At 62.5% G+C, this 22,177-nt stretch carries 20 protein-coding genes; 10 read left to right on the top strand and 10 right to left on the bottom strand.

What is annotated here, in order from left to right; all coding sequences use genetic code 11:
• Positions 1-93: 93 nt before the first annotated feature.
• The 9 genes from gyrA to ACYVB7_RS02290 all read left to right on the top strand — a co-directional run bounded on the left by gyrA (position 94) and on the right by ACYVB7_RS02290 (position 11,718).
• Positions 94-2,766 carry a DNA gyrase subunit A gene (gene gyrA / locus ACYVB7_RS02330; protein ID WP_460504938.1) on the top strand — a complete coding sequence of 891 codons (2,673 nt, stop codon included), beginning with the start codon at positions 94-96 and terminating at the stop codon, positions 2,764-2,766.
• Positions 2,767-2,813: 47 nt separating this feature from the next.
• A complete protein-coding gene (serC, locus tag ACYVB7_RS02325; RefSeq protein WP_460504937.1) occupies positions 2,814-3,968 on the top strand; it encodes a 3-phosphoserine/phosphohydroxythreonine transaminase in 1,155 nt (384 codons plus the stop codon).
• 4 nt (positions 3,969-3,972) lie between these two features.
• Positions 3,973-5,061, top strand: coding sequence for a bifunctional chorismate mutase/prephenate dehydratase (pheA, locus tag ACYVB7_RS02320; RefSeq protein ID WP_460504936.1), 1,089 nt, complete (start codon positions 3,973-3,975; stop codon positions 5,059-5,061).
• Positions 5,062-5,084: 23 nt separating this feature from the next.
• Positions 5,085-5,951: a prephenate dehydrogenase gene (locus tag ACYVB7_RS02315; protein WP_460504935.1), complete on the top strand. Its 867-nt coding sequence runs from the start codon at positions 5,085-5,087 to the stop codon at positions 5,949-5,951.
• 23 nt (positions 5,952-5,974) lie between these two features.
• Complete coding sequence (locus tag ACYVB7_RS02310; RefSeq protein WP_460504934.1) at positions 5,975-8,029, top strand: bifunctional 3-phosphoshikimate 1-carboxyvinyltransferase/cytidylate kinase; 2,055 nt, start codon at positions 5,975-5,977, stop codon at positions 8,027-8,029.
• 182 nt (positions 8,030-8,211) lie between these two features.
• The gene (rpsA, locus tag ACYVB7_RS02305) at positions 8,212-9,894 is read left to right on the top strand and encodes a 30S ribosomal protein S1 (protein ID WP_460504933.1); all 1,683 of its coding nucleotides are present in this window, start codon (positions 8,212-8,214) and stop codon (positions 9,892-9,894) included.
• Positions 9,895-10,003: 109 nt separating this feature from the next.
• The gene (locus ACYVB7_RS02300; protein ID WP_460504932.1) at positions 10,004-10,291 is read left to right on the top strand and encodes an HU family DNA-binding protein; all 288 of its coding nucleotides are present in this window, start codon (positions 10,004-10,006) and stop codon (positions 10,289-10,291) included.
• On the top strand, positions 10,288-10,548 hold the full coding sequence (locus tag ACYVB7_RS02295; protein ID WP_460504931.1) for a LapA family protein: 261 nt from the start codon (positions 10,288-10,290) through the stop codon (positions 10,546-10,548). Before ACYVB7_RS02300 ends, ACYVB7_RS02295 begins: the two co-directional genes overlap by 4 nt.
• Positions 10,549-10,563: 15 nt before the next feature.
• Positions 10,564-11,718 (top strand): tetratricopeptide repeat protein, encoded by a 1,155-nt coding sequence (locus ACYVB7_RS02290; protein ID WP_460504930.1) that lies wholly within the window; start codon positions 10,564-10,566, stop codon positions 11,716-11,718.
• 6 nt (positions 11,719-11,724) lie between these two features.
• Here ACYVB7_RS02290 and ACYVB7_RS02285 read toward each other — a convergent pair whose 3' ends face one another.
• Positions 11,725-12,363 (bottom strand): CoA transferase subunit B, encoded by a 639-nt coding sequence (locus ACYVB7_RS02285; RefSeq protein ID WP_460504929.1) that lies wholly within the window; start codon positions 12,361-12,363, stop codon positions 11,725-11,727.
• Positions 12,364-12,377: 14 nt separating this feature from the next.
• Positions 12,378-13,082, bottom strand: a complete 705-nt coding sequence (locus ACYVB7_RS02280) for a CoA transferase subunit A (protein ID WP_460504928.1) — start codon at positions 13,080-13,082, stop codon at positions 12,378-12,380.
• Positions 13,083-13,176: 94 nt separating this feature from the next.
• On the opposite strand from ACYVB7_RS02280, the gene ACYVB7_RS02275 reads away from it, so the two are divergent.
• Positions 13,177-13,782, top strand: coding sequence for a LuxR C-terminal-related transcriptional regulator (locus ACYVB7_RS02275; RefSeq protein WP_460504927.1), 606 nt, complete (start codon positions 13,177-13,179; stop codon positions 13,780-13,782).
• Positions 13,783-13,830: 48 nt separating this feature from the next.
• Here the strand turns inward: ACYVB7_RS02275 and ACYVB7_RS02270 are convergent, their stop codons facing one another.
• Genes ACYVB7_RS02270 through ACYVB7_RS02235 form a run of 8 tightly spaced genes read right to left on the bottom strand, consistent with a single transcriptional unit; the run spans position 13,831 to position 21,938 of the window.
• The gene (locus ACYVB7_RS02270) at positions 13,831-15,207 is read right to left on the bottom strand and encodes an ABC transporter ATP-binding protein (RefSeq protein WP_460504926.1); all 1,377 of its coding nucleotides are present in this window, start codon (positions 15,205-15,207) and stop codon (positions 13,831-13,833) included.
• Entirely contained in the window at positions 15,197-15,976 is a 780-nt protein-coding gene (locus ACYVB7_RS02265; protein WP_460505114.1) for an ABC transporter permease, read from the bottom strand. The genes ACYVB7_RS02270 and ACYVB7_RS02265 overlap by 11 nt, the downstream gene beginning before the upstream one ends.
• A gap of 44 nt (positions 15,977-16,020) precedes the next feature.
• Positions 16,021-16,962: a sulfotransferase family protein gene (locus tag ACYVB7_RS02260; RefSeq protein ID WP_460504925.1), complete on the bottom strand. Its 942-nt coding sequence runs from the start codon at positions 16,960-16,962 to the stop codon at positions 16,021-16,023.
• Positions 16,959-17,537 (bottom strand): nucleoside/nucleotide kinase family protein, encoded by a 579-nt coding sequence (locus ACYVB7_RS02255; protein ID WP_460504924.1) that lies wholly within the window; start codon positions 17,535-17,537, stop codon positions 16,959-16,961. The genes ACYVB7_RS02260 and ACYVB7_RS02255 overlap by 4 nt, the downstream gene beginning before the upstream one ends.
• Positions 17,521-18,303, bottom strand: a complete 783-nt coding sequence (locus ACYVB7_RS02250; protein ID WP_460504923.1) for a phosphocholine cytidylyltransferase family protein — start codon at positions 18,301-18,303, stop codon at positions 17,521-17,523. Before ACYVB7_RS02250 ends, ACYVB7_RS02255 begins: the two co-directional genes overlap by 17 nt.
• A complete protein-coding gene (locus tag ACYVB7_RS02245) occupies positions 18,300-19,010 on the bottom strand; it encodes a class I SAM-dependent methyltransferase (RefSeq protein ID WP_460504922.1) in 711 nt (236 codons plus the stop codon). Before ACYVB7_RS02245 ends, ACYVB7_RS02250 begins: the two co-directional genes overlap by 4 nt.
• Before the next feature lie 52 nt (positions 19,011-19,062).
• A complete protein-coding gene (locus ACYVB7_RS02240) occupies positions 19,063-19,701 on the bottom strand; it encodes a gamma-glutamyl-gamma-aminobutyrate hydrolase family protein (RefSeq protein WP_460504921.1) in 639 nt (212 codons plus the stop codon).
• Complete coding sequence (locus ACYVB7_RS02235; RefSeq protein WP_460504920.1) at positions 19,689-21,938, bottom strand: PEP-utilizing enzyme; 2,250 nt, start codon at positions 21,936-21,938, stop codon at positions 19,689-19,691. Before ACYVB7_RS02235 ends, ACYVB7_RS02240 begins: the two co-directional genes overlap by 13 nt.
• Between the last annotated feature and the right edge of the window lie 239 nt (positions 21,939-22,177).

The raw sequence follows: 22,177 nt of genomic DNA, 5'->3' as shown, positions 1-22,177 counted from the left end.
GACAGCCTCAGCCAAGTTTGGCAGCCCCCATGGGCCTGGAGCCCCAAAGTCGCCGACTAAAATGGTCGGTTGACCCAACCCGGGACGTCCCCCATGACCCAGTTCGCCAAAGAAACCCTGCCCATCAGCCTCGAAGAGGAGATGCGCCGCTCCTACCTCGATTACGCCATGAGCGTGATCGTGGGACGTGCCCTGCCCGATGCGCGTGATGGCCTGAAGCCCGTCCACCGCCGCGTGCTCTACGCGATGCACGAGCTCAACAACGACTGGAACCGCCCCTACAAGAAGTCGGCCCGCATCGTGGGTGACGTGATCGGTAAGTACCACCCCCACGGCGACACGGCGGTGTACGACACCATCGTGCGCATGGCGCAGGACTTCTCGCTGCGCCACATGCTGGTGGACGGTCAGGGCAACTTCGGCTCGGTGGACGGCGACAACGCCGCGGCCATGCGGTACACCGAAATCCGCATGTCGAAAATCGCCCACGAGATGCTGGCCGACATCGACAAGGAAACCGTCGATTTCGGACCCAACTACGACGGCAGCGAAAAAGAACCTCTGGTGCTGCCCACCCGGCTGCCCAACCTGCTGGTCAACGGATCCGGCGGCATTGCGGTGGGCATGGCCACCAACATTCCCCCGCACAACCTGAACGAGGTGGTGGACGCCTGCCTGCACCTGCTCAAGCACCCGGACGCCACCATCGACGACCTGATGGAGATCATCCCGGCCCCCGACTTCCCCACCGCCGGCATCATCTACGGCATCAATGGCGTGAAGGACGGCTACCGCACGGGCCGTGGCCGGGTGGTGATGCGGGCGCGCTGCCACTTCGAGGACATCGACAAGGGCCAGCGTCAGGCCATCATCGTCGACGAGCTGCCCTACCAGGTCAACAAGAAGACCCTGCAGGAGCGCATGGCCGAGCTGGTGCACGAGAAGAAGATCGAGGGCATCAGCCACATCCAGGACGAGTCCGACAAGTCGGGCATGCGCCTAGTGATCGAACTCAAGCGCGGCGAAGTGCCCGAGGTGGTGCTGAACAACCTGTACAAGCAGACGCAGCTGCAGGACACCTTCGGCATCAACATGGTGGCGCTGATCGATGGCCAGCCCCGCTTGTGCAACCTGAAGGACCTGGTGCAGGTGTTCCTGGAGCACCGCCGCGAAGTGGTGACCCGGCGCACGGTGTTCAACCTGCGCAAGGCCCGCGACCGCGGCCATGTGCTGGAAGGTCTGGCCGTGGCGCTGGCCAACATCGACGAGTTCATCCGCATCATCCGTGAATCGCCCACGCCCCCGGTGGCCAAGGCCGAGCTGATGACCCGCAGCTGGGACAGCAAGCTGGTGCGCGAGATGCTCACCCGCGCCAAGGCCGATGGCGGCGTGGTCAACGCCGACGACTACCGTCCCGAAGGGCTGGAACGCGAATTCGGCATGCAGGCCGATGGCCTGTACCGCCTGAGCGAAACCCAGGCCCAGGAAATCTTGCAGATGCGCCTGCAGCGCCTGACCGGGCTGGAGCAGGACAAGATCGTCGGCGAATACAAGGACGTGATGGCCGAGATCGACGACCTGCTCGACATCCTGGCCAAACCCGAGCGTGTCTCCACCATCATCGGCGACGAACTGGTGGCGGTGAAACAGGAGTTCGGCCAGACCAAACTGGGCGCACGCCGCAGCGAAATCGAGCACAGCGCGCAAGACCTCTCCACCGAAGACCTGATCACCCCCACCGACATGGTGGTGACGCTCAGCCACAGCGGCTACATCAAGAGCCAGCCGCTGAGCGAATACCGCGCCCAGAAGCGCGGTGGCCGCGGCAAGCAGGCCACCGCCACCAAGGAAGACGACTGGATCGACCAGCTCTTCATCGCCAACACGCACGACTACATCCTGTGCTTCAGCAACCGGGGCCGCCTGTACTGGCTCAAGGTGTGGGAAGTGCCCGCCGGCTCACGTGGCTCGCGTGGGCGGCCCATCGTCAACATGTTCCCGCTGCTGGAAGGCGAAAAAATCACCGTGGTGTTGCCGCTCACCGGTGAAATGCGCAAGTTCCCGTCCGACCACTACGTGTTCATGGGCACCAGCATGGGCACCGTCAAGAAGACGGCGCTGGACGAATTCTCCAACCCCCGCAAGGCCGGCATCATCGCCGTCAACCTGGACGAGGGCGACTACCTGATTGGCGCGGCGCTGACGGACGGCCAGCACGACGTGATGCTGTTCTCCGACGGCGGCAAGGCCGTGCGCTTTGACGAAAACGACGTGCGCCCGCTGGGCCGCAACGCCCGCGGCGTGCGCGGCATGATGCTGGACGACGGCCAGAGCGTGATCGCCATGCTGGTGGCCGAGGACGAGCAGCAAAGCGTGCTGACCGCCACCGAAAACGGCTATGGCAAGCGCACCCCCATTGGCGAATACACCCGCCATGGCCGGGGCACCAAGGGCATGATCGCCATCCAGCAGAGCGAGCGCAACGGCAAGGTGGTGGCCGCCACACTGGTGCACGCCGACGACGAAATCATGCTCATCACCGACACCGGTGTGCTGGTGCGCACCCGGGTGGGCGAAATCCGTGAACTGGGCCGGGCCACCCAAGGCGTGACGCTGATTGCGCTGGACGAGGGGGCCAAGCTCAGCGGGCTGCAACGCATCGTCGAAAACGACGCCAACAGCGATGCCGCCCCCGAAGCCGGGGCCGACGGCGAGCCAGGCGCGGACAGTGCCGAGGGCGCATCTGACACCTCCGAAAACTCCTGAATTCGCAGCTGAAAAGCCATACAGAAAAAGCGTTAAAGGCCCATTTGATGCCCAATTTGACACTCCAGCGCCCCTACAACTTTTCGGCCGGGCCTGCGGCCATGCCCGAGTCAGTGCTGGCACAGGCCGCCGCCGAAATGCTGGACTGGCACGGCTGCGGCATGGGCGTCATGGAAATGAGCCACCGGGGCAAGGAATTCATGTCCATTGCCCAGGACGCGCACGACACCCTGCGTGAACTGCTGGCCGTGCCGGACGAGTTCCATGTGCTGTTCATGCAAGGCGGCGGGCTGGGCGAAAACGCCATCGTCCCCATGAACCTGCTGGGCCCAGGCCCGCTGAACCCGCAGGCCACCGTGGACTTCGTCGTCACCGGCAGCTGGAGCCAGAAGTCGGCCAAGGAAGCCCGCCGCTACGGCCAGGTGAACGTGGCCGCCAGCAACGAGGCCCAAGGCCACCTGAGCATTCCAGCGGCGTCCGGCTGGCAGCTGTCGGCCAACGCCCGTTACGTGCACCTGTGCAGCAACGAAACCATCCACGGCGTGGAATTCCAGGAGCTGCCCGACCTCCAGGCCCTGGGCAGCAACGCCCCGCTGGTGGTGGACTGCTCCAGCCACATCGCCTCGCGCAGCATGGACTGGAGCCGCATCGGCCTGGCCTTCGCTGGCGCCCAGAAGAACCTGGGCCCTGCGGGCGTGACCCTGGTGTTCGTGCGTGACGACCTGCTGGACCTGGCGCTGGACATCTGCCCCAGCGCCTTCAACTACAAGACCGTAGCGGCCAACCAGTCCATGTTCAACACCCCGCCCACCTACGGCATCTACATGGCCGGGCTGGTGTTCCAGTGGATCAAGGCCCAGGGCGGCGTGGCCGCCATGGAGGCCCAGGCCATCGCCAAGGCACAGCTGCTGTACGACGCCATCGACCGCTCCAGCCTGTACACCAACCGGGTGGACCCGGCCTGCCGCTCGCGCATGAACGTGCCCTTCTTCCTGAAAGGTGACGACGGTCAGCCGCTGCTGGATGCCGAACACCCGCGCAACGCCGCCTTCCTGGCCGGGGCCAAGGCCCGTGGGCTGTTGCAGATCAAGGGCCACAAGTCGGTGGGTGGCATGCGCGCCAGCATCTACAACGCCATGCCCCTCGAAGGGGTGGCTGCGCTGGTGGACTACCTGCGCCATTTCGAGCAGCACCAGGCCTGACACCATGAACCCCGACACCAACCTGGCCGACCTGCGCCAACAAATCGACAGCATCGACCAGCAGTTGCTTTCCCTGCTCAACCAGCGCGCCAAGGTGGCTGAGAAGGTGGGCGAGGTCAAGCGCCGCGAGGGCACGCCCTTCTTCCGCCCCGACCGGGTGGCCCAGGTCATCCAGAAGATTGAAAACGCCAACCAGGGCCCGCTGCTCAACCAGCATGTGGGGGCCATCTGGCGCGAAATCATGTCGGCCTGCCTGGCCCTGGAAGCGCCGCAACGCGTGGCCGTGCTGGGTCCGCAGGGCACGTTCTGCGAACAGGCGGCCATCGAGTACTTTGGCAGCGCGGCCAACCTGATCTACTGCGCCAACTTCGACGAGGTGTTCCACGCCACCGCCGCAGGCACGGCCCAGTACGGCGTGGTGGGCATGGAAAACTCCACCGAAGGGGTGGTGGCCCGTTCGCTGGACCTGTTTTTGCGCTCGCCCGTGCATGTGGTGGGCGAGGTCAGCCTGCTGGTGCGCCACAACCTGCTGCGCCAGACCAACAGCCTGGACGGCATCGAGGTGGTGCTGGCCCATCCGCAGGCCCTGGCCCAGTGCCAAGGCTGGCTCACCCAGCACCTGCCCAACGCCGAGCGCCGTGCCGTGGCCAGCAATGCCGAGGGTGCCCGCCTGGCTGCCGCCAACCCCACGTGGGCAGGCCTGGCCAGCGAGCGCGCGGCGGCCCAATTCGGGCTGCACATCGTGGCCCACGCCATCCAGGACGAGGCCTACAACCGCACCCGCTTTGCCGTGATCTGCCTGCCGCAGACGCTGGCCACGCCCCCGGTGTCGAGCAAGGACTGCACCAGCCTGGTGGTGTCGGTGCCCAACCGCCCCGGTGCCGTGCACGACCTGCTGGTGCCGCTGAAGAACAACGGGGTGTCCATGACACGCTTTGAGTCGCGCCCCGCCAAGTCGGGCCAGTGGGAGTACTACTTCTACATCGACATCCAGGGCCACATCAGCCAACCCCACGTGGCCGCGGCGTTGAATGAGCTCAAGAGCCTGTGCGCTTTCTACAAGGTGCTGGGCTCCTACCCCACCACCGACTGACCCGCTGCGGAGCACCCCACACCATGTTTGAACAGTTGGGCCTGATCGGCTGCGGCCTGATGGGCGGTTCGTTTGCGCTGGCGCTCAAAAGGGCGGGGCTGGTCAAGCGCGTGGTGGGCTACAGCAAGTCGCCCTCCACCACCGAAAAAGCCCGGCAGATGGGCATCATCGACGTCGAAGCCCCCTCGGCCCTGCAGGCGGTTTCCGGGGCCGACCTGGTGCTGCTGGCCGTGCCCGTGGCCGCCACCGAGCCCACTTTCAAGGCCATCCGCCACCTCATCAAGCCGCACATGCTGCTGATGGACGTGGGCTCCACCAAACGCGACGTGGTGGATGCCGCCCGTCGTGTGCTGGGGCAGAACCTGGGCGGCTTTGTCCCGGCACACCCCATCGCTGGCAAGGAAATGGCGGGCGTGGAACATGCCGACGCCCACCTGTACCACGGCAAGCAGGTCATCCTGACGCCCATCGAACGCACCCTGACGGTCCAGCTGCAAAAGGCCGAAAAGGTCTGGAAGGCCCTGGGCTGCCATGTGCGCATGATGTCACCCGACGCCCACGACGCCGCCTACGCCGCCGTCAGCCACCTGCCCCACCTGCTGGCCTTTGCCTACATGAACGGCATCACCCAGCAGCCCCATGGGGCCGACTACCTGGAGCTGGCCGGACCGGGCTTTCGTGACTTCTCCCGCATTGCCGCCAGCGACCCCCAGGTCTGGCGCGACATCTTCAGCACCAACCGTGACGAACTGCTGAACCAGGCCCGCCATTTCCGGCAAGCCTTGCAGGCGCTGGAAGACGCCATCCAGCAGGGCTCGCCCGAGGCCCTCACCGCCCTGATCGACCAAGCCCGCCTGGCGCGCTCCCACTGGCATCCCGCCAAACACTGACGCCGCCCCACGCCCCCTGCCGCATGTACGCCACCGCATTCCTCGACCTCCCTCCGCTGACCTCTGCCGGAGGCACCGTCACCCTGCCCGGCTCCAAGAGCATTTCCAACCGGGTGCTGCTGTTGGCCGCGTTGTGCGAAGGCACCACCACCGTCCACGACCTGCTCGACTCTGACGACACCCGCGTGATGCTGGCCGCCCTGCGTGACCTGGGCTGCGCGGTGGAAGGCCGCCCAGGCCAGCCCTGGACCATCCAGGGCCTGGGCGGTCGCCTGCCCGTGAAGCAGGCCGACCTGTTCCTGGGCAACGCGGGCACGGCCATGCGCCCACTCACCGCGGCGCTGGCCCTGCTGGCCTCGGTGCACGGCGGAGAATTCATGTTGCGGGGCATCCCCCGCATGCACGAGCGTCCCATTGGCGATCTGGCCGACGCCCTGCGGGGCCTGGGTTGCCCGGTGGAACACACCGGCCAACCGGGCTACCCACCGCTGCGCATTGGCCACGGGCAAGCCGCCACGCTGGCGCTGGACCACCCCATCCGCGTGCGCGGTGACGTGTCCAGCCAGTTCCTGACCGCGCTGCTGCTGGCCCTGCCGCTGGTGGCCACCGAACGTGCCATCCACATCGACGTGGTGGGCGAGCTGATCTCCAAGCCCTACATCGACATCACCCTCAAGCTGCTGGCGCGTTTTGGCGTGCAGGTGGTGCGCGAGGATTGGCGCCGTTTCACCATCCCGGCCGGCAGCGCCTACCGCTCGCCGGGCAGCATCCACGTGGAAGGCGATGCCTCGTCTGCTAGCTATTTCATAGCTCTTGGCGCTTTATCTGAAAGCGCAGGAGGCCAAAAAGGCATCAGAATCCAAGGCGTGGGGGCCGACTCCATCCAGGGCGACATCCGTTTTGCCGAAGCCGCCGCCCAGATGGGGGCCCACATCACCAGCGGCCCCAACTGGCTGCAGGTGGAACGGGGCGCCTGGCCGCTGAAGGCCGTCACCCTGGACTGCAACCACATCCCCGACGCCGCCATGACCCTGGCCGTCATGGCGCTGTACGCTCAAGGCACCACGCGGCTGACCAACATCGCCAGTTGGCGCGTCAAGGAAACCGACCGCATCGCCGCCATGGCCTGCGAGTTGCGCAAGCTGGGGGCCACAGTGGAAGAAGGCCCTGACTTCATCACCGTCACCCCGCCCGCCACGCCCGCCGACTGGCGTGCGGCCAGCATCCACACCTACGACGACCACCGGGTGGCCATGTGCTTCTCGCTGGCGGCCTTCAACCCGGCGGGCGTGCCCGTGCGGATTGAAGACCCCAAGTGCGTGGCCAAAACCTTCCCCGACTATTTCGAGGCGCTGTTCAGCGTGACCCACACCGCGGCGGCGAACATCCCCGTCCTGTGCATCGACGGTCCCACCGCCTCCGGCAAGGGCACGCTGGCCCACGAGGTGGCGCAACGCCTGGGCTATCACGTGCTGGACTCCGGTGCGCTGTACCGGCTGGTGGGCATTGCCGCCCAGCAGGCCGGGCTGTCCACCGAGCCCACGGATTTGGCCGAGGCCAGTCACGCCGAGGCCTTGGCCACGCTGGCCCGCCAGATGGACGTTCGTTTTGCCGGCCAGCGCATCTGGCTGGGCGAGCAAGATGTGACCGACACCGTGCGCAGTGAATGGGCGGGCATGGCGGCCTCGCGCGTGTCGGCCCTGCCCGGCGTGCGCGACGCGCTGCTGCAACTGCAACGCGATTTCCGCCGCCTGCCCGGCCTGGTGGCCGACGGGCGCGACATGGGCACCGTGGTGTTTGCCGACGCCCACCTCAAGGTCTACCTGACCGCCAGCGCCAGCCAGCGCGCCCAGCGCCGCCATCAGCAATTGCTGGAGCGGGGCCAAAAAGCTATACTCCAAGACCTTTTGCAAGCGCTGGAGCAGCGTGATCGGCAGGACCAAACCCGCCAACATGCCCCGCTCAAGCCTGCCGAAGACGCCCGGTTGCTGGACAACTCCGCGCAAACCATCGAGGAATCGGTGGCGCAGGTGTTGGACTGGTGGCAGGGCAAACAGCCGTTCGGTACAGCCTACTGAACCCCACGGCCCCCTGGGCCCAGCCGGACCCGCCGCGTTTTCAAAGCACGCGCAGTCAGGGCTGGTTTCATCAACTGCAACCCCCCGCGGCCCTCTGGTCGCACCCAGCTGCCAACCCTGCGGTCTGATTTTTCCGGGACATCCCGGCTTCACCCTGACCGCAACGCAGCCAAGGAAACTCAATGTCTGAATCTTTTGCCGCCCTGTTTGAAGAATCCCTGAAGCGCGCCGAAATGCGCTCCGGCGAAGTCATCACCGCTGAAGTGGTCCGCATCGACCACAACCACGTGGTGGTCAACGCCGGACTCAAGTCCGAGGCCTATGTGCCCCTGGAAGAGTTCAAGAACGACCAGGGCGAACTGGAAGTGCAAGTCGGTGACTTCGTGTCCGTGGCCATCGACTCCGTCGAAAACGGCTTCGGCGACACCCTGCTGTCGCGCGACAAGGCCAAGCGCCTGGCCTCTTGGATGAGCCTGGAAAAGGCCCTGGAATCCGGCGAATTCGTCACCGGCACCACCTCTGGCAAGGTCAAGGGCGGCCTGACCGTGCTGGTCAACGGCATCCGCGCCTTCCTGCCCGGCTCCCTGGTAGACACCCGTCCCACCAAGGACCTGACCCCCTACGAGAACAAGACCCTGGAATTCAAGGTCATCAAGCTCGACCGCAAGCGCAACAACGTGGTGCTGAGCCGCCGCGCCGTGGTGGAAGCCTCCATGGGCGAAGAGCGCGCCAAGCTGATGGAAACCCTGCGCGAAGGCTCCATCGTGACCGGCGTGGTCAAGAACATCACCGAATACGGTGCGTTCGTGGACCTGGGCGGCATCGACGGCCTGCTGCACATCACCGACATGGCATGGCGCCGTGTGCGTCACCCCTCCGAGGTGGTGGCCGCTGGTCAGGAAATCACCGCCAAGGTTCTGAAGTTCGACACCGAGAAGCACCGCGTTTCCCTGGGTCTGAAGCAGATGGGCGACGACCCCTGGATGGGCGTGGCTCGCCGCTACCCCCAAGGCACCCGCATGTTCGGCAAGATCACCAACATCGCCGACTACGGCGCGTTTGTGGAACTGGAACCCGGCATCGAAGGTCTGGTGCACGTGTCCGAAATGGACTGGACCAACAAGAACGTGGCCCCCAACAAGCTGGTGTCGCTGGGTGACGAAGTCGAAGTCATGGTCCTCGAGATCGACGAAGACAAGCGCCGCATCTCCCTGGGCATGAAGCAGTGCCGTGCCAACCCCTGGCAAGAGTTCGCACAGAACACCAAGCGCGGCGACCGCGTGAAGGGCCCCATCAAGTCCATCACCGACTTCGGCGTGTTCGTGGGTCTGGCTGCCGGCATCGACGGCCTGGTGCACCTGTCCGACCTGTCCTGGAACGAAACCGGCGAAGCCGCCGTTCGCAACTACAAGAAGGGCCAGGAAGTCGAAGCCCTGGTGCTGGCCGTGGACGTGGACCGCGAACGCATCAGCCTGGGCATCAAGCAGCTGGACGCCGACCCCTTCACCACCTTCGTGTCGATCAACGACAAGGGCGCTGTGGTGACCGGCAAGGTCAAGACCGTGGATGCCAAGGGCGCTGAAATCGACCTGGGCGAAGACATCCTGGGCTACCTGCGCGCTTCTGAAATCAGCCGCGACCGCGTTGAAGACGCCCGCAACGTGCTGAAGGAAGGCGACGAAGTCACCGCCGTGGTGGTCAACGTGGATCGCAAGACCCGCAACATCCAGTTGTCCATCAAGGCCAAGGACGCCGCCGACCAGCAAGAAGCCATGGCCAGCCTGAACCAGCAGGCGTCCAGCGCCAACGCTGGCACCACCAGCCTGGGTGCCCTGCTGCGCGCCAAGCTCGACAGCAACAACTGATCGTTTGGGCCGTCAGGGGTCTTTTTCCCCGAGCCTTTTCAGCCCGTCGGCCCTTTCTGTGTTCGCACAGAAGCCCGGCGGGCTTTGTTTTTGTGGGACGATACACCCCATGACACGCAGCGATTTGGTGGAAGCCCTGGCCGAACGATTCGGCCAACTCACACAACGGGATGCCGACATTGCAGTCAAGGCCATCCTGGATGCCATGACCGAAGCCCTGGTGCGCGGTCACCGCATTGAACTCAGGGGGTTTGGCAGCTTCTCGGTCAGCCGACGCCCCCCCCGCCTGGGCCGCAACCCACGTTCGGGTGAACAGGTGGCCGTGCCCGAAAAGCGGGTGCCCCACTTCAAGCCCGGCAAAGCCTTGCGCGAAGCGGTGGACCGGAGTACCCCTTGAAATACTTGGCGTGGCTGCTCAAGGCAGTCATCTTCTTTGTGCTGTTTGCGTTTGCCCTCAACAACCAGGGGGCCGTGACCTTGCACTTCTTTTTCGGCAACCAGTGGCAGGCTCCGCTGGTTCTGGTGGTGCTGACCACCTTTGTGTTGGGGCTGCTGGCCGGCATGCTGGTCATGGTGCCGGTGTGGTTGACAGCCCGCAAACGGGCGGCCCAGCCCCCTGCCGCGACGCCCACACCGGACTTGCCCCCTCTTTGACCGGCTCCCTTTCCCATGGAATTTGACTTCACCTGGGCCCTGCTGGCCCTGCCCGTGGCCTTTGCGCTGGGCTGGCTGGCCTCTCGCCTGGACCTGCGCCAATGGCGAAAAGAGAACCGCCACACGCCCAAGCCGTTCTTTAAGGGGCTGAACCACCTGCTCAACGCCCAGGAAGACGAGGCCATCGACGCCTTCATCCAGGCCGTGCAGCAAGACCCCGAGGCCACCGAGCTCCACTTTGCCCTGGGTAACCTGTTTCGCAACCGGGGGGATTACGACCGCGCGGTGCGGGTCTACGACCACCTGATGCAGCGGGCCGACCTGCCCAAGGTGGACCACGAGCGGGCCTTGCATGCGCTGGCCCAGGTGTTCACCCGCGCCGGCATCCTGGACCGGGCAGAGGCCAGCCTGAAGCAGCTGGCGCAAACCAGTCACCGCGAAGACGCCCTGATCAGTCTGCTGAGCCTGTACGAGCGCACCAGCGAATGGCCCAAGGCCCTGGAGATTGCCCAGGCCCTGCAAGCCGATGGGCGATTGGATTTCCGCGACCGCATGGCGCACTACCTGTGCGAAATGGCCGCCGAGCGGCCCGCTGACGACCTGACCGGCATGGGCCAGCACCTGGACCAGGCCTTGTCGCTGTCCCCGCTGAGTGCCCGGGCCCACCTGGACAAGGCCACCTGGCTGGAACGCCAAGGCCGTGTGGGCGATGCCCTGGACTTGGTGTTGTCCCTGGTGAACCAGGTGCCCAACACCCTGCCGCTGGTGGCCCAACGCCTGGCCGACTGGGCGCGGCTCACCGCCCGCGAAGGCGACATCAAAACGCGCTTGCGCGCCGCACTGGAGGCCGAGCCCAGCCTGGACGTGCTGGAAGCCCTGGCCAGCCTGACCGCAAACGAGGGCGACACCCCCAAAGACCAGCTGTACCTGGCCCACTTGCAACGCGAGCCCTCGCTGGTGGCCGCGCAGGGCTGGCTGCAGCACGTGCATGGCGAGCATTCAGCCACGCCTTTGCCCAAGCCGGTCAGCCAGGCCCTCGCCCGGGCCAGTGCCCCGCTGCGGCGCTACCGCTGCGCCGCCTGCGGGTTCGAGACCAGCCGCCATTTCTGGCAATGCCCCGGCTGCCAGTCATGGGACAGCTACCCCATGCGCCGGGTGGACGAACTCTGATCGGGCTCAGAGCAGCGGCACACCCGTCTTGGACTGGATGTCCTCGCGGGTCACGCCGTCGGCCAGTTCCACCAGCTTCAGGCCCTCGGGCGTCACGTCCATCACACCCAGGTCGGTGATGATGCGGTCCACCACCCCCTTGCCGGTCAGCGGCAGGGTGCATTCGGGCAGGATCTTGAGGTCGATGGTGCCGTCCTTCTTCTTGGCGACGTGCTCCATCAGGACGATGACGCGCTTGACGCCGGCCACCAGGTCCATGGCACCGCCCATGCCCTTGACCATCTTGCCGGGGATCATCCAGTTGGCCAGGTCGCCCTGGGCGGTGACCTGCATGGCCCCCAGGATGGACAGGTTGATCTTGCCGCCGCGGATCATGGCAAAGCTCTCGTGGCTGCCAAAGATGCTGCTGCCCTTGATGGTGGTCACGGTCTGTTTGCCGGCGTTGATCAGGTCAGCGTCCACCTCGTCCTCGTAGGGGAAGGGGCCGATGCCCAGCATCCCGTTTTCGCTTTGCAGCCAGACCTCGATGTGGTCGGGCACGTGGTTGGCCACCAGCGTGGGGATGCCAATCCCCAGGTTCACGTAGAAGCCGTCTTGCAGTTCCTGGGCGGCACGGGCCGCCATCTGGTCTTGGGTCCAGGGCATGTTGAGCTCCTCAATCAAACTTTGCGGTCGCGGGTGGTGCGCTTTTCAATGCGCTTCTCGGGCGTGGGGTTGTGCACGATGCGGTGCACGTAGATGCCGGGCAGGTGCACGTCGTCGGGGGCGATTTGTCCCGTGGGCACGATGCGCTCCACCTCCACGATGCAGACCTTGCCCGCCATGGCCGCCGCCGGGTTGAAGTTGCGCGCCGTCTTGTTGAAGCGCAGGTTGCCGGACATGTCGGCCACGTCGGCCTTGACCAGGGCCACCTCGGGCACCAGGGCGCGCTCCATCACATAGGTTTCGCCGTCGAACTCGCGCAGCTCCTTGCCCTCGGCCACCAGGGTGCCCACGCCGGTCTTGGTGAAAAAGGCCGGGATGCCCGCACCACCGGCGCGCAGCTTCTCGGCCAGCGTGCCCTGGGGCGTGAATTCCAGCTCCAGCTCACCGGCCAGGAACTGGCGCTCGAACTCCTTGTTCTCGCCCACGTAGGAGGAAATCATTTTCTTGATCTGGCGGGTTTCCAGCAGCTTGCCCAGGCCGAAACCGTCCACTCCCGCGTTGTTGGAAATGACCGTCAGGTCCTTCACGCCGCTGTCGCGCAGCGCGTCGATCAGGGCTTCGGGAATGCCACACAGACCGAAACCGCCCACCGCCAGCATCTGGCCATCGCGCACCACGCCTTCCAGCGCAGCCGCGGCATTGGGATAAATCTTGTTCACACGCAACTCCTGAATGAGGGGAAAACACCGAACATCGGAACGCCGCACGATACTACGTATCCGATTACGTAGTTTGTCGTAGAGGTCAACCCGCATGCCCACGGCCAGCCCCACGCCCCCCACACGCGCCGCCACCGCACAGCCCGAGCCCATCGACTACCGCCTGGCCTTCGACCTGGCCCCGGTGGGCATGGTGCTCTCGCGCCACCGCACCATGGTGGACTGCAACCAGGCGGTGTGCGAGATGTTCGGCGCCAGCCGCGACCAACTGGTGGGCCAGAGTTTCCTGATCCTCTACCCCAGCGTGGACGAGTACGAACGCACCGGCCAACGCATCACCCCCATCCTCAACGCGCAAGGCCTGTACAGCGACGACCGGGTGATGCGCCGGGTGGACGGTCGCTTCAAGGGCGAAACCTTCTGGTGCCATGTGACGGGCCGGGCCCTCAACCGCCACGACCCGCACGAGGCGGGCATCTGGACCTTTGAGGACCTGAGTGCCCAGCGCCCCGTCAAGGCCGAACTGACGCCGCGTGAACGCGAGGTGGCCGCCCTGGTGACCGACGGGCTGACCGCCAAAGGCATTGCCAAACAGCTGGGCTTGAGCCACCGCACGGTGGAGATCTACCGCGCCAAGCTGATGCGCAAGTACCAGGCCAGCACCACCGCCGACCTGGTGCGAAAGCTCATGGGCGGGTGAGCTGTTGACACCGACCGTGTTGACGCCGATCGAATCGTGAACAGGCTCTCAGAGTTCGGTGCCCACACGCGAGACCCGAACGTCGATACCGCGCATGGGAATGCCAACCAGTCCGTTTACTGTGAGCCCGTTTTCAGAACGCAGGTGCAGGGCATCATGAATCCATTGAAGGTGAACATGCTGAGCCTGCGAACCTTCGGCCACGGCGATAACCGTGCTGTAGTCACCGCTCTGCAGATGAGGCATATCAAAAGAAAAAGCGACACGCACACAATCGCCAGCCTTCAGGGCATTGGTCTCCGAGAATTGAACCATGCGCGTGTTCTCGCCAAACAAGGCCTGACCAGTCCGGTCTTTGACCATGAAGCCGATCAAGGGACTGACAATGCACCTGTCAACTCCCACCTCAATAACGAGTGACACGGACTCACCCGCGGATACTCCATGCACTTCGATGCCATGGTAGTCTTGAAAGCCCACGCGGCGCACGGTTGCCCCCCCCAATCCAGCGCCGGTGTCCCGCAAGGGCATGGGCGAGAAGTACACCCTGCTGCCCGGGTCAACCCCTTGTACGGCAGGAGGCAGCGGCGCAGGCATATAGAGTCGCTGTTCATCTGTGGACGATTGGCTTGCTGATTCAGCAAGTCGTGTCATTTCAGCCTGACTCGACAGCAAATCGTCAAGATAGTCTTGGCAGACGTCTTTAGTGGGGCCATCCTGGATCACACGCCCTTTCTCTAGCCAGACCACTCGGTTGCACAAGGCCTTAATGGCTTCCGTGTCGTGACTGACCATTAGTACAGTACCCCGTTGCATGAAGCTGCGCAAAAAGCGCATGCATTTCTGCGTAAAGAAAGCATCGCCCACTGCCAGCGCCTCATCCACGACAAGAATGTCTGCATCCACATGTGCAATGACGGCAAAGGCCAGACGCACAGCCATGCCACTCGAATAGGTTTTGACCGGTTGATCCAGAAAATCCCCAATGTCAGCGAACGCAACGATGTCGGCGAAGCGGGTTAGGGTCTGCTCGCGACTGAGCCCCAGAACGCTGGCGTAGAGCAACACGTTTTCACGGCCTGAAAACTCCGGATTGAAGCCAGAGCCCAACTCCAGCAATGCGGCCACACGCCCATGGGCTTCGACAACCCCTTCGGACGGGCTGAGGGTTCCGCACAGCAACTGCAGCAGGGTCGACTTTCCTGATCCGTTGCGGCCGATGATGCCAACAGTCTCCCCTCTTCGCACTGTGAGACTGAGTCCTTGAAGGGCTGTAAACGAACGGTAGCGAGGTGCCAGTTGCCGTTTGGTCAAGGCATTCCACTGATCGATACCAAATTGCCAGAGCCGATCCACTGGCCGCGCATAAATCTGATAACGCTTACCCAGGTCGACCGCGCGAATCACAATTGATTCAGAGGACATCGGCAAATCCTTTGCGGGTCTTCTGAAAGAAGAAAAATCCAAGCCAAGCGACCAAGCCAGCGATCACGGTGTAGGTCGCCAGTCCTTCCCACTGTAGCGGCTGGGCCCAGATCAGGCATCGGCGGGCCTGTTCAATTACAAACGTCAACGGATTGAGTTGCAGCCACGGTTGCAGGTACGCGGGGGCTGCATCCATCGAATAGAACACCGGGGCCAGAAACATGAGTCCGGTACTGGCGAGTGCCGAGATGGATGAGAGGTCGCGCAGAAACACCCCCATGGCCGACAGAAGCCACGCAAGACCGAGAAGCAAAAGCACGAACGGTGCCAGGACCACGGGAAGTTGCAGCACATGCCAAGACAGATCTCCGCCCAAGAGCAACAAGGCGGCGACGAGCACACACAAGTTCAAAAGACACTGGAACAGGCCGGCAAGCAAAGGCACGATAGGAAGCACCTCCAATGGAAACATAACTTTCTTGACGTAACTGGTGTGCTCCGCGATCAGGCCGGGGGCACGGGTGGTGATCTCCGCCATCAGCCCATGCAGACTGATGCCCACAAAGAGCACGATCGCAAACAAGCCTTGGGTGTCCGTACGCCCGCCCCAGCGGGCGTTGAAGACCCCGGAAAAGACCAATGTGTAGACGCCCAGCATGAACAGAGGCGTCAGCAAGGACCACAACACCCCAAGGGCCGAGGCGCGGTACCGTTGACGGATCTCTCGCCAAGTCAGTTGAAGCAGAAGATGGCGATGACGCCAGATCATTTGGACAGCAGCCGCTGGCGAAGTCGGCGGAAAAGCGTGGGGGTTCATGATGGAGCCGGGTATGTGTTGCTATGCACCGAACTGGAGAACAAGCGGTGGGCCAAAAGTCTGCGCTCCGTCACGGAGTCCAGTCTGCGCCAGACAAGGACCTCGTCCAGATCAAAACACAGGGGCCATTGCCCGGCGACAGGGTTGGGCTCATAGTCCAGCGCATCGAACAGAGCGCACCAATGTGCGCCGAAGGCGTTGAACCATTCAATCTTCCAGGCACTGCGCCACTCGTACATCTGTCCACGTCGATTGAATTGGCGGGCCGACGGATCACTGAGTAACAAACGCTCCTCGACCTTCTGCAGGTGATCCACCTCGGAGGCAGCAGCAGCTTGGCTGACCGCAGCCGGGTCCGGACGGAGTCCCATCCATTGGCAGGCTTCGGTCAGTTGCTTTTTTGGTTCGGATTTCCAGTCTTCGAAGCGCAGCCGTTTGAAACTCGACGGACTCTCATCCCTCCAGACCAGCCAACTGCGCAGATGCAGCCAGAGCATGTCGATGTGGGAAATGGGCCCCCCGAAAAATGGCATTTTCAGGAAGACCTCAAATGGCGTCGCCTTGGCAATCTGGCTGTTGCGCAATTGCCGCTGCCACTCAGAGTACAGGGCGTCACGGGGGTCGCGCACGACGAAAATCGTGCGCTGGGTCAGATCGCATTGCCAGGGAAAGCCATGGCTAAACCGGGGCTGCAGTGCCAGATCGAACTCGTGTAGCCGTCCTGTTTGGAGGCTGGCCAGGGTCTGCTGCCACGGGCCGTAACCCGCTACATAGCGGTATTTGCCATCGCCTTGGCGCTCCCATTCAGATCGGGTATCAAAACCCCATAGCTCCCACAAGGGAACACCCAACTCGATCAAGGCATTGGCCAACCACGCCGCGCCACAAGGGAACTGTGGCGACACGATGTTCAGGTTGAAGCACGGGTGGGCCGTCATCCCCGCTCCATTGACTGTTTGAACAGGGTCTTCCACAACCCCAGGGTCTGCGCCAGGAGCAAGGACAAAGAGCCGTCGACGAAGTCTTGCTGCAGGATCAATTCCGCCTGTCTGGGGTATTCTGCAGCGACATCGATACCCACCACATGCAAGGCGGGAGGGCCGCCAGAGTGCCCATACAGAGAGGGTTTGCGCTGTCGCAGCAAATCAAGATCCGCCTGCAAAAAGACCTCGGCATAGGGGGTGGGACCAGCTCGACTCCACGCCTGCACCTCGTGACGCAAGGAAATGGTGGCCACGATGACAGGTATACCTTGAAGTGCAGCCCATCGCGCCATCCGGGCCATGCGCCACGCCCGGTGCAGCCGTTGCTCCGGACGATGGGACGACTGATCTTCTGGTGCCTCAAGCAGTTGACGCATCTCATCCCCGTCCAATACCAGTGGGCGTAGGCCCTCTTCCCTCAGGACGTCGGCAACAGCATGGGCCAGTGTCGATTTGCCGACGCCCGACAGTCCCGTGATCCACAAGATGGGGGCCACCTGCGGGCCCGGTGCTTCAAATTCTGAAGTCATGGCTGAACCCGGATTCAGACAAAGCGGCCTCGATCACGGCAACATCCTGCGGCGAGTCAATCTCAACCCAGCCGCCGGAAACCTCCACACAGGCGATCTTCCGGCCCACCTCGATGAGGTGTTGCAGCAAACTGGTCATGTCCAGGCGATCCACCATGGATTCGCCATGATTGGCGGCCAAACTGGCGAGCAAGGTGCTTATCCATCGCCATCCTGTCGGCGACGTTCTCAACAGCCCCATGTACTGGCCCTGTATGTCATCCAGCGAGGTGGCGCGAAATCCGATACGGGTGAGATATCCCTCCCGGGATTGCAGCACTTCAGCATCATCCAGTGGGTCCGCAAAGCGCCGCCGCCACAACGCCAGCCATTGGGTATCGACCGGCACGGTCAGGTCGGCCTGAGTACCTGTCAGGGCACTGTGGATCGCATCGGTGCCATAGGCACCGTCGCCATAGACCACCAGGGTGGGGGCACGCTCCAACCAATCTGCAGCCAGTTGAAGGCTGCAAACCATGTTGGCCTCATGCCATCGGGGGTTAAAACGCAGATGTGGTGACCAATCTGTCAAGCACTCGGACTGCCAACCAGTCACGATCAGCACACGCTCAATACCGTTCGCTTGCAGCGAGCGCAGAGTCCAACCTAGCAGAGGTTGACCTGCAAGTGGGATCAGGCACTTGGGAAGTGAGTCCGTCTGCTCCCCCATGCGGCTTCCACGGCCTGCTGCCAGTACAACGGCCTGGCGAACCTTGGATGAACTCATATGCGCGCCGTCCAGAGGCGACTGATGTAGGGCACCGCCAACACCTGATTCGAACCCAGCAGCTGTTCAATGCCAGTCAGGATTTCAGCCAGCTTGGTGCCAGCCTGCCGCCGCAACGTCGCGTGGGACTGCCATGCCTCCATCCACGCCAGCGTGCTGACCTCAACCACAAACCGTTCTTCGTCGGCACAGATGTCGTGCCAGCAGCCATGTGCCAGAAGATCAGGCTCTGGCGAATGCCGACGGCGTCCCAGCTCATAGCCCGGCAAATGCGCCCTGATAAGTGCCTCCACCTCGCACTGCAGTGGGTCGTCCAGATCACGGTGGTTCCAGATGGCAAGCCAATGACCGCCCGGCTTGAGAACCCGAGCGCACTCGGCGAGTGCCCGCTGAGCGGGCAACACATTGAAAGATGACCCGAACGCGACCAACTCACAACTCTGGCTTGTGACCGGCAACGCTTCTCCTCGAGCGGCAAGCCAGCGAGCACGACGATCCAGGCCTTTTGAGAAAGCGACCGCGCGCATGCGTTCGTTGGGTTCGAGTGCCGTTAAATCCAGGCCATGATCACACAACAAGGTGGTGAGTTTGCCCGTGCCAGCACCCACCTCGAGAGACGGAGTGCCCCCATGACATCCGATCCGAGACAGTGTGCGCCGGATCAATTCAGAGGAATAGTCGGCCCGCAGATCGTAGGTCTCTGCCAAGTCTGTGTAATCCCATTCAAGGGCATATGTCGATGTCATAGTGTCAAAATCCTCAGAAATCAGCGACTGGGAAAATCTGCCCCAGCCATGATCGGGTCAATTCAGCCCCCCCCTGCGGGCGCTCTGGGTGCCACATCAGGCCCAACCAGGGCAGATGCCGATGGCCCATGGCTTCCGCGCTGCCATCGGGGGCCACCGCGATGGCCTGCCAGCCCTCGGCGACCTCACGAATACCCCAGCGATGCCAGGAGTTCACAACCTTATCCTGAAGTGAAGTCTGCAAGCCATGCACTTGTCCGACGTGCCCATCGACGGGAACAAGTTCTCCGCCTGATTCTTTGTGCAGCATCTGCATGCCACGGCAAACGCCCAAGACCGGCCACCGCTGTCTGCGGGCATGCTGCAACAAGGTCTGTTCCAGCGCGTCCCTGACAGGGGAACTGCCCACGTCCTCACCACCGGTCAAGAGCAGGGCGTTGATCCCCCAGTCGGCCATCCAGCGGAAGGCTCGGTCCGGATCGGAAAAGTTGGGCAACGGGACGAACTGTGCCCATGCGGCGTTCTCGCAGAACCAGTCAGACCACTCGGCATCCAAGGCATCGCGTGCAACGCTTGTCGCACAGCTTGGCAGACGCCGCTGGGTCACCGCGACACGCCAACGTGCTGCCGATACCTGTTTCAGTTCAACCACAAGCCGCCCCCCGCAGGATCGATGGTGGCTTGACGGGCCTTGTGTGCCCTGACCAGCACATGCTCTCCACAACCGATGGCAGCAGCCAGTCCCCTCTCGGCACAACGGATTGCCATGTGGGAGTTGGCCCCCCCCCAGACGGTGATCAATCCAGCGATCTGATGGTTGAACAACCAATCAAAGCCTGGATCAGCCTGACGCAACAAGACAATAGCGTGCCTAAGCTCAGTCGCGGGGTGATCTGCCTGAGGTTCGATCACCAAATGCCCCTTTGCCATTTGCCAGCCTACAAAGTTTGGCAAGGTGTTGAAACTGTCTACCACGTGACGTTGGGCAGGATGCCATAACACCGGGCTCACCACCTGCATGGCCTCGCTGGCGTGGAGAGTTTGTGCCTCTTGCGCCCAGTCATTCCACAGTAGTCTGCGTTGCTGCGGATCCGCCGGGCTTGCCACCAACTGGTCTAGCCTGAGCCAGGAAGCAGCCTCGCGATCGAGACCAATGCCTTGAAATTCAGCGGCGATCAACTCCAAAGCAACAGACAGATCGGCAGTGAAGACATGCTTTGCCCATTCTCTTGCACTGGCCGTGGCCTGTACGAACTCAACCCATTCAGATGCAGTTAAGGGCAGTTCAGTCTCTCGCAACAGCAGTGTCAGAGCACGGTTTTCTTCCCGACTCAGGACAAAGGAGTGATGCTTGGCCTTGACATTGCACTGTCCCACACTGTGACTCGCTGGCACAGGCAGTTGCCTGATATCGAATGAGCTGGGGCGCTGGTACGCATCCCAATCGACTTGTCCCGCCCGAGCAGGTCCAGCGAATCGCTGGCGTGCCGCCCCTTTTACCAAGAGCACCCTGTCGGGGGACAGAGCACCGCGCTGGATGGCAGAACGAAGCTGGGCTTCACCAATGAAGGCAAGACGCGCGAGGGCCGCGAATGCATGACTTCCCAGTCGGCTTCGCTTTAGCCTCATGCGCCAATTGTGCAGATCCGGCGGTGTTATGGACAGTTGACAGATGTGCTCCCAATGCTGTCTAAATGGAGAATCAGCTGCCATGGAAGTCAGACGAATAGTCAAGTGGCCCAGCGCATCCTCCCATTGGTTCCAGGATTTAACACCAAGAACATCAGACCATTGTGCGGATAGATCTGATCGACACATAAAATCACGGGCAGTTCTGTAAATCTCGAATTCCACCTTATCGTGAAGCTCTGGGCGGGCTTTCAGCATCTCGATGAAATGATGAACCAGGCGAGTGCTGAGCTCGACTGGAAGATCGGCGGGCAGCAGAGAATTGGCACTACGACGCACATCGACCATTGGACGACCCAGCCAAACATGCAACAGCGAGATATTCGTCTTGGGGACATTCAAGTAGCCTAGTTCCGCTCGCGACTGCCACCAGACTCCATCTGAAATGAGGTGCTGGAAAAGCGACATCGCGAGCGGTCGTGGGTGCGCCCCCAGCAGTTCTGCAGGATTCCAATCGGACATCAAGGACAGTGCGGTTTGAGGGCCACAGACCTCCGAGCAAGGGTCTGGTTCCAATAGAAAATCCATATTGGGCAATGGCATTTGTCTTGGCTTGTGGCACCACTGTGACTGAACGATGGGACGTACCTGAAGCAAATAAACGAATGGCTTGACCGCTGTAACGTCACACGCTCCGAGAGCAAACTCGATTTCAAGCGGTTGCCCAAGATGGATCGCTTCGATCTCTCGTAACAGCTCCAGCGCCAGACGCACATCGGCTCTGATCTGTTGAAGAGTCTCGGGTTGGTCAACGGCATCGCGCAAGATGGCATGCAGCCGTCCGGTGGATCGCCCGGCAGTCACTGAAGCGCTGTCCCCATCGGAAATTTCAATGCAGTACCAGGGCGCTCCATCATGAATCCGGTGGGTCGAAGCCACGCCGGCCATCACAACATTCTCAACCATACGCTGAACCATTACCTGATCGTTTGGAACACCGGGCAAAGAATGAAACACATCTTCAATGGCAGTTTCCAATCGTTGCATGTCTACATTCAGATGGGTTCTGAAACGTCCTGCCTGCGATGAAAAATCTTGGTCTTCAGATGCCGCATCGCTACGAACGGCTAGCAATCCACCACCTAATTTTTCGCGACATTGGTGTAGAAAATACTGCCGAAACTCTTGCCATTCTTTGAGTGAAACCACCAAGAATTCAGGAATTTCAGCAAGGTAAAGCTGTGACTTCAGCCTGTACAAGCCAGCAGATTTTCCAAATGGACCCTGCGCAGGAAATATGGTATTCAACATGTAGATCGGGCGAATCCAGCGGGCTTCAGCTGCCTATACATCTGACCTCCCACCCTACGGGGCATATCTAACTTAATTCGTGAATAATCTGACAAACCCAGACATCTTGCCTTCCGAACCCAAAGGCGGAACATGCATATTATCTGGAGCACTCCTGATGAGTGTATCCTGAATCCGTGACCCAAAAT

The sequence above is a fragment of the Hydrogenophaga soli genome, from assembly GCF_054777695.1.
The sequence above is the reverse complement of the archived record's forward strand: the minus strand, read 5'-3'. Positions and strand labels throughout refer to the sequence as shown.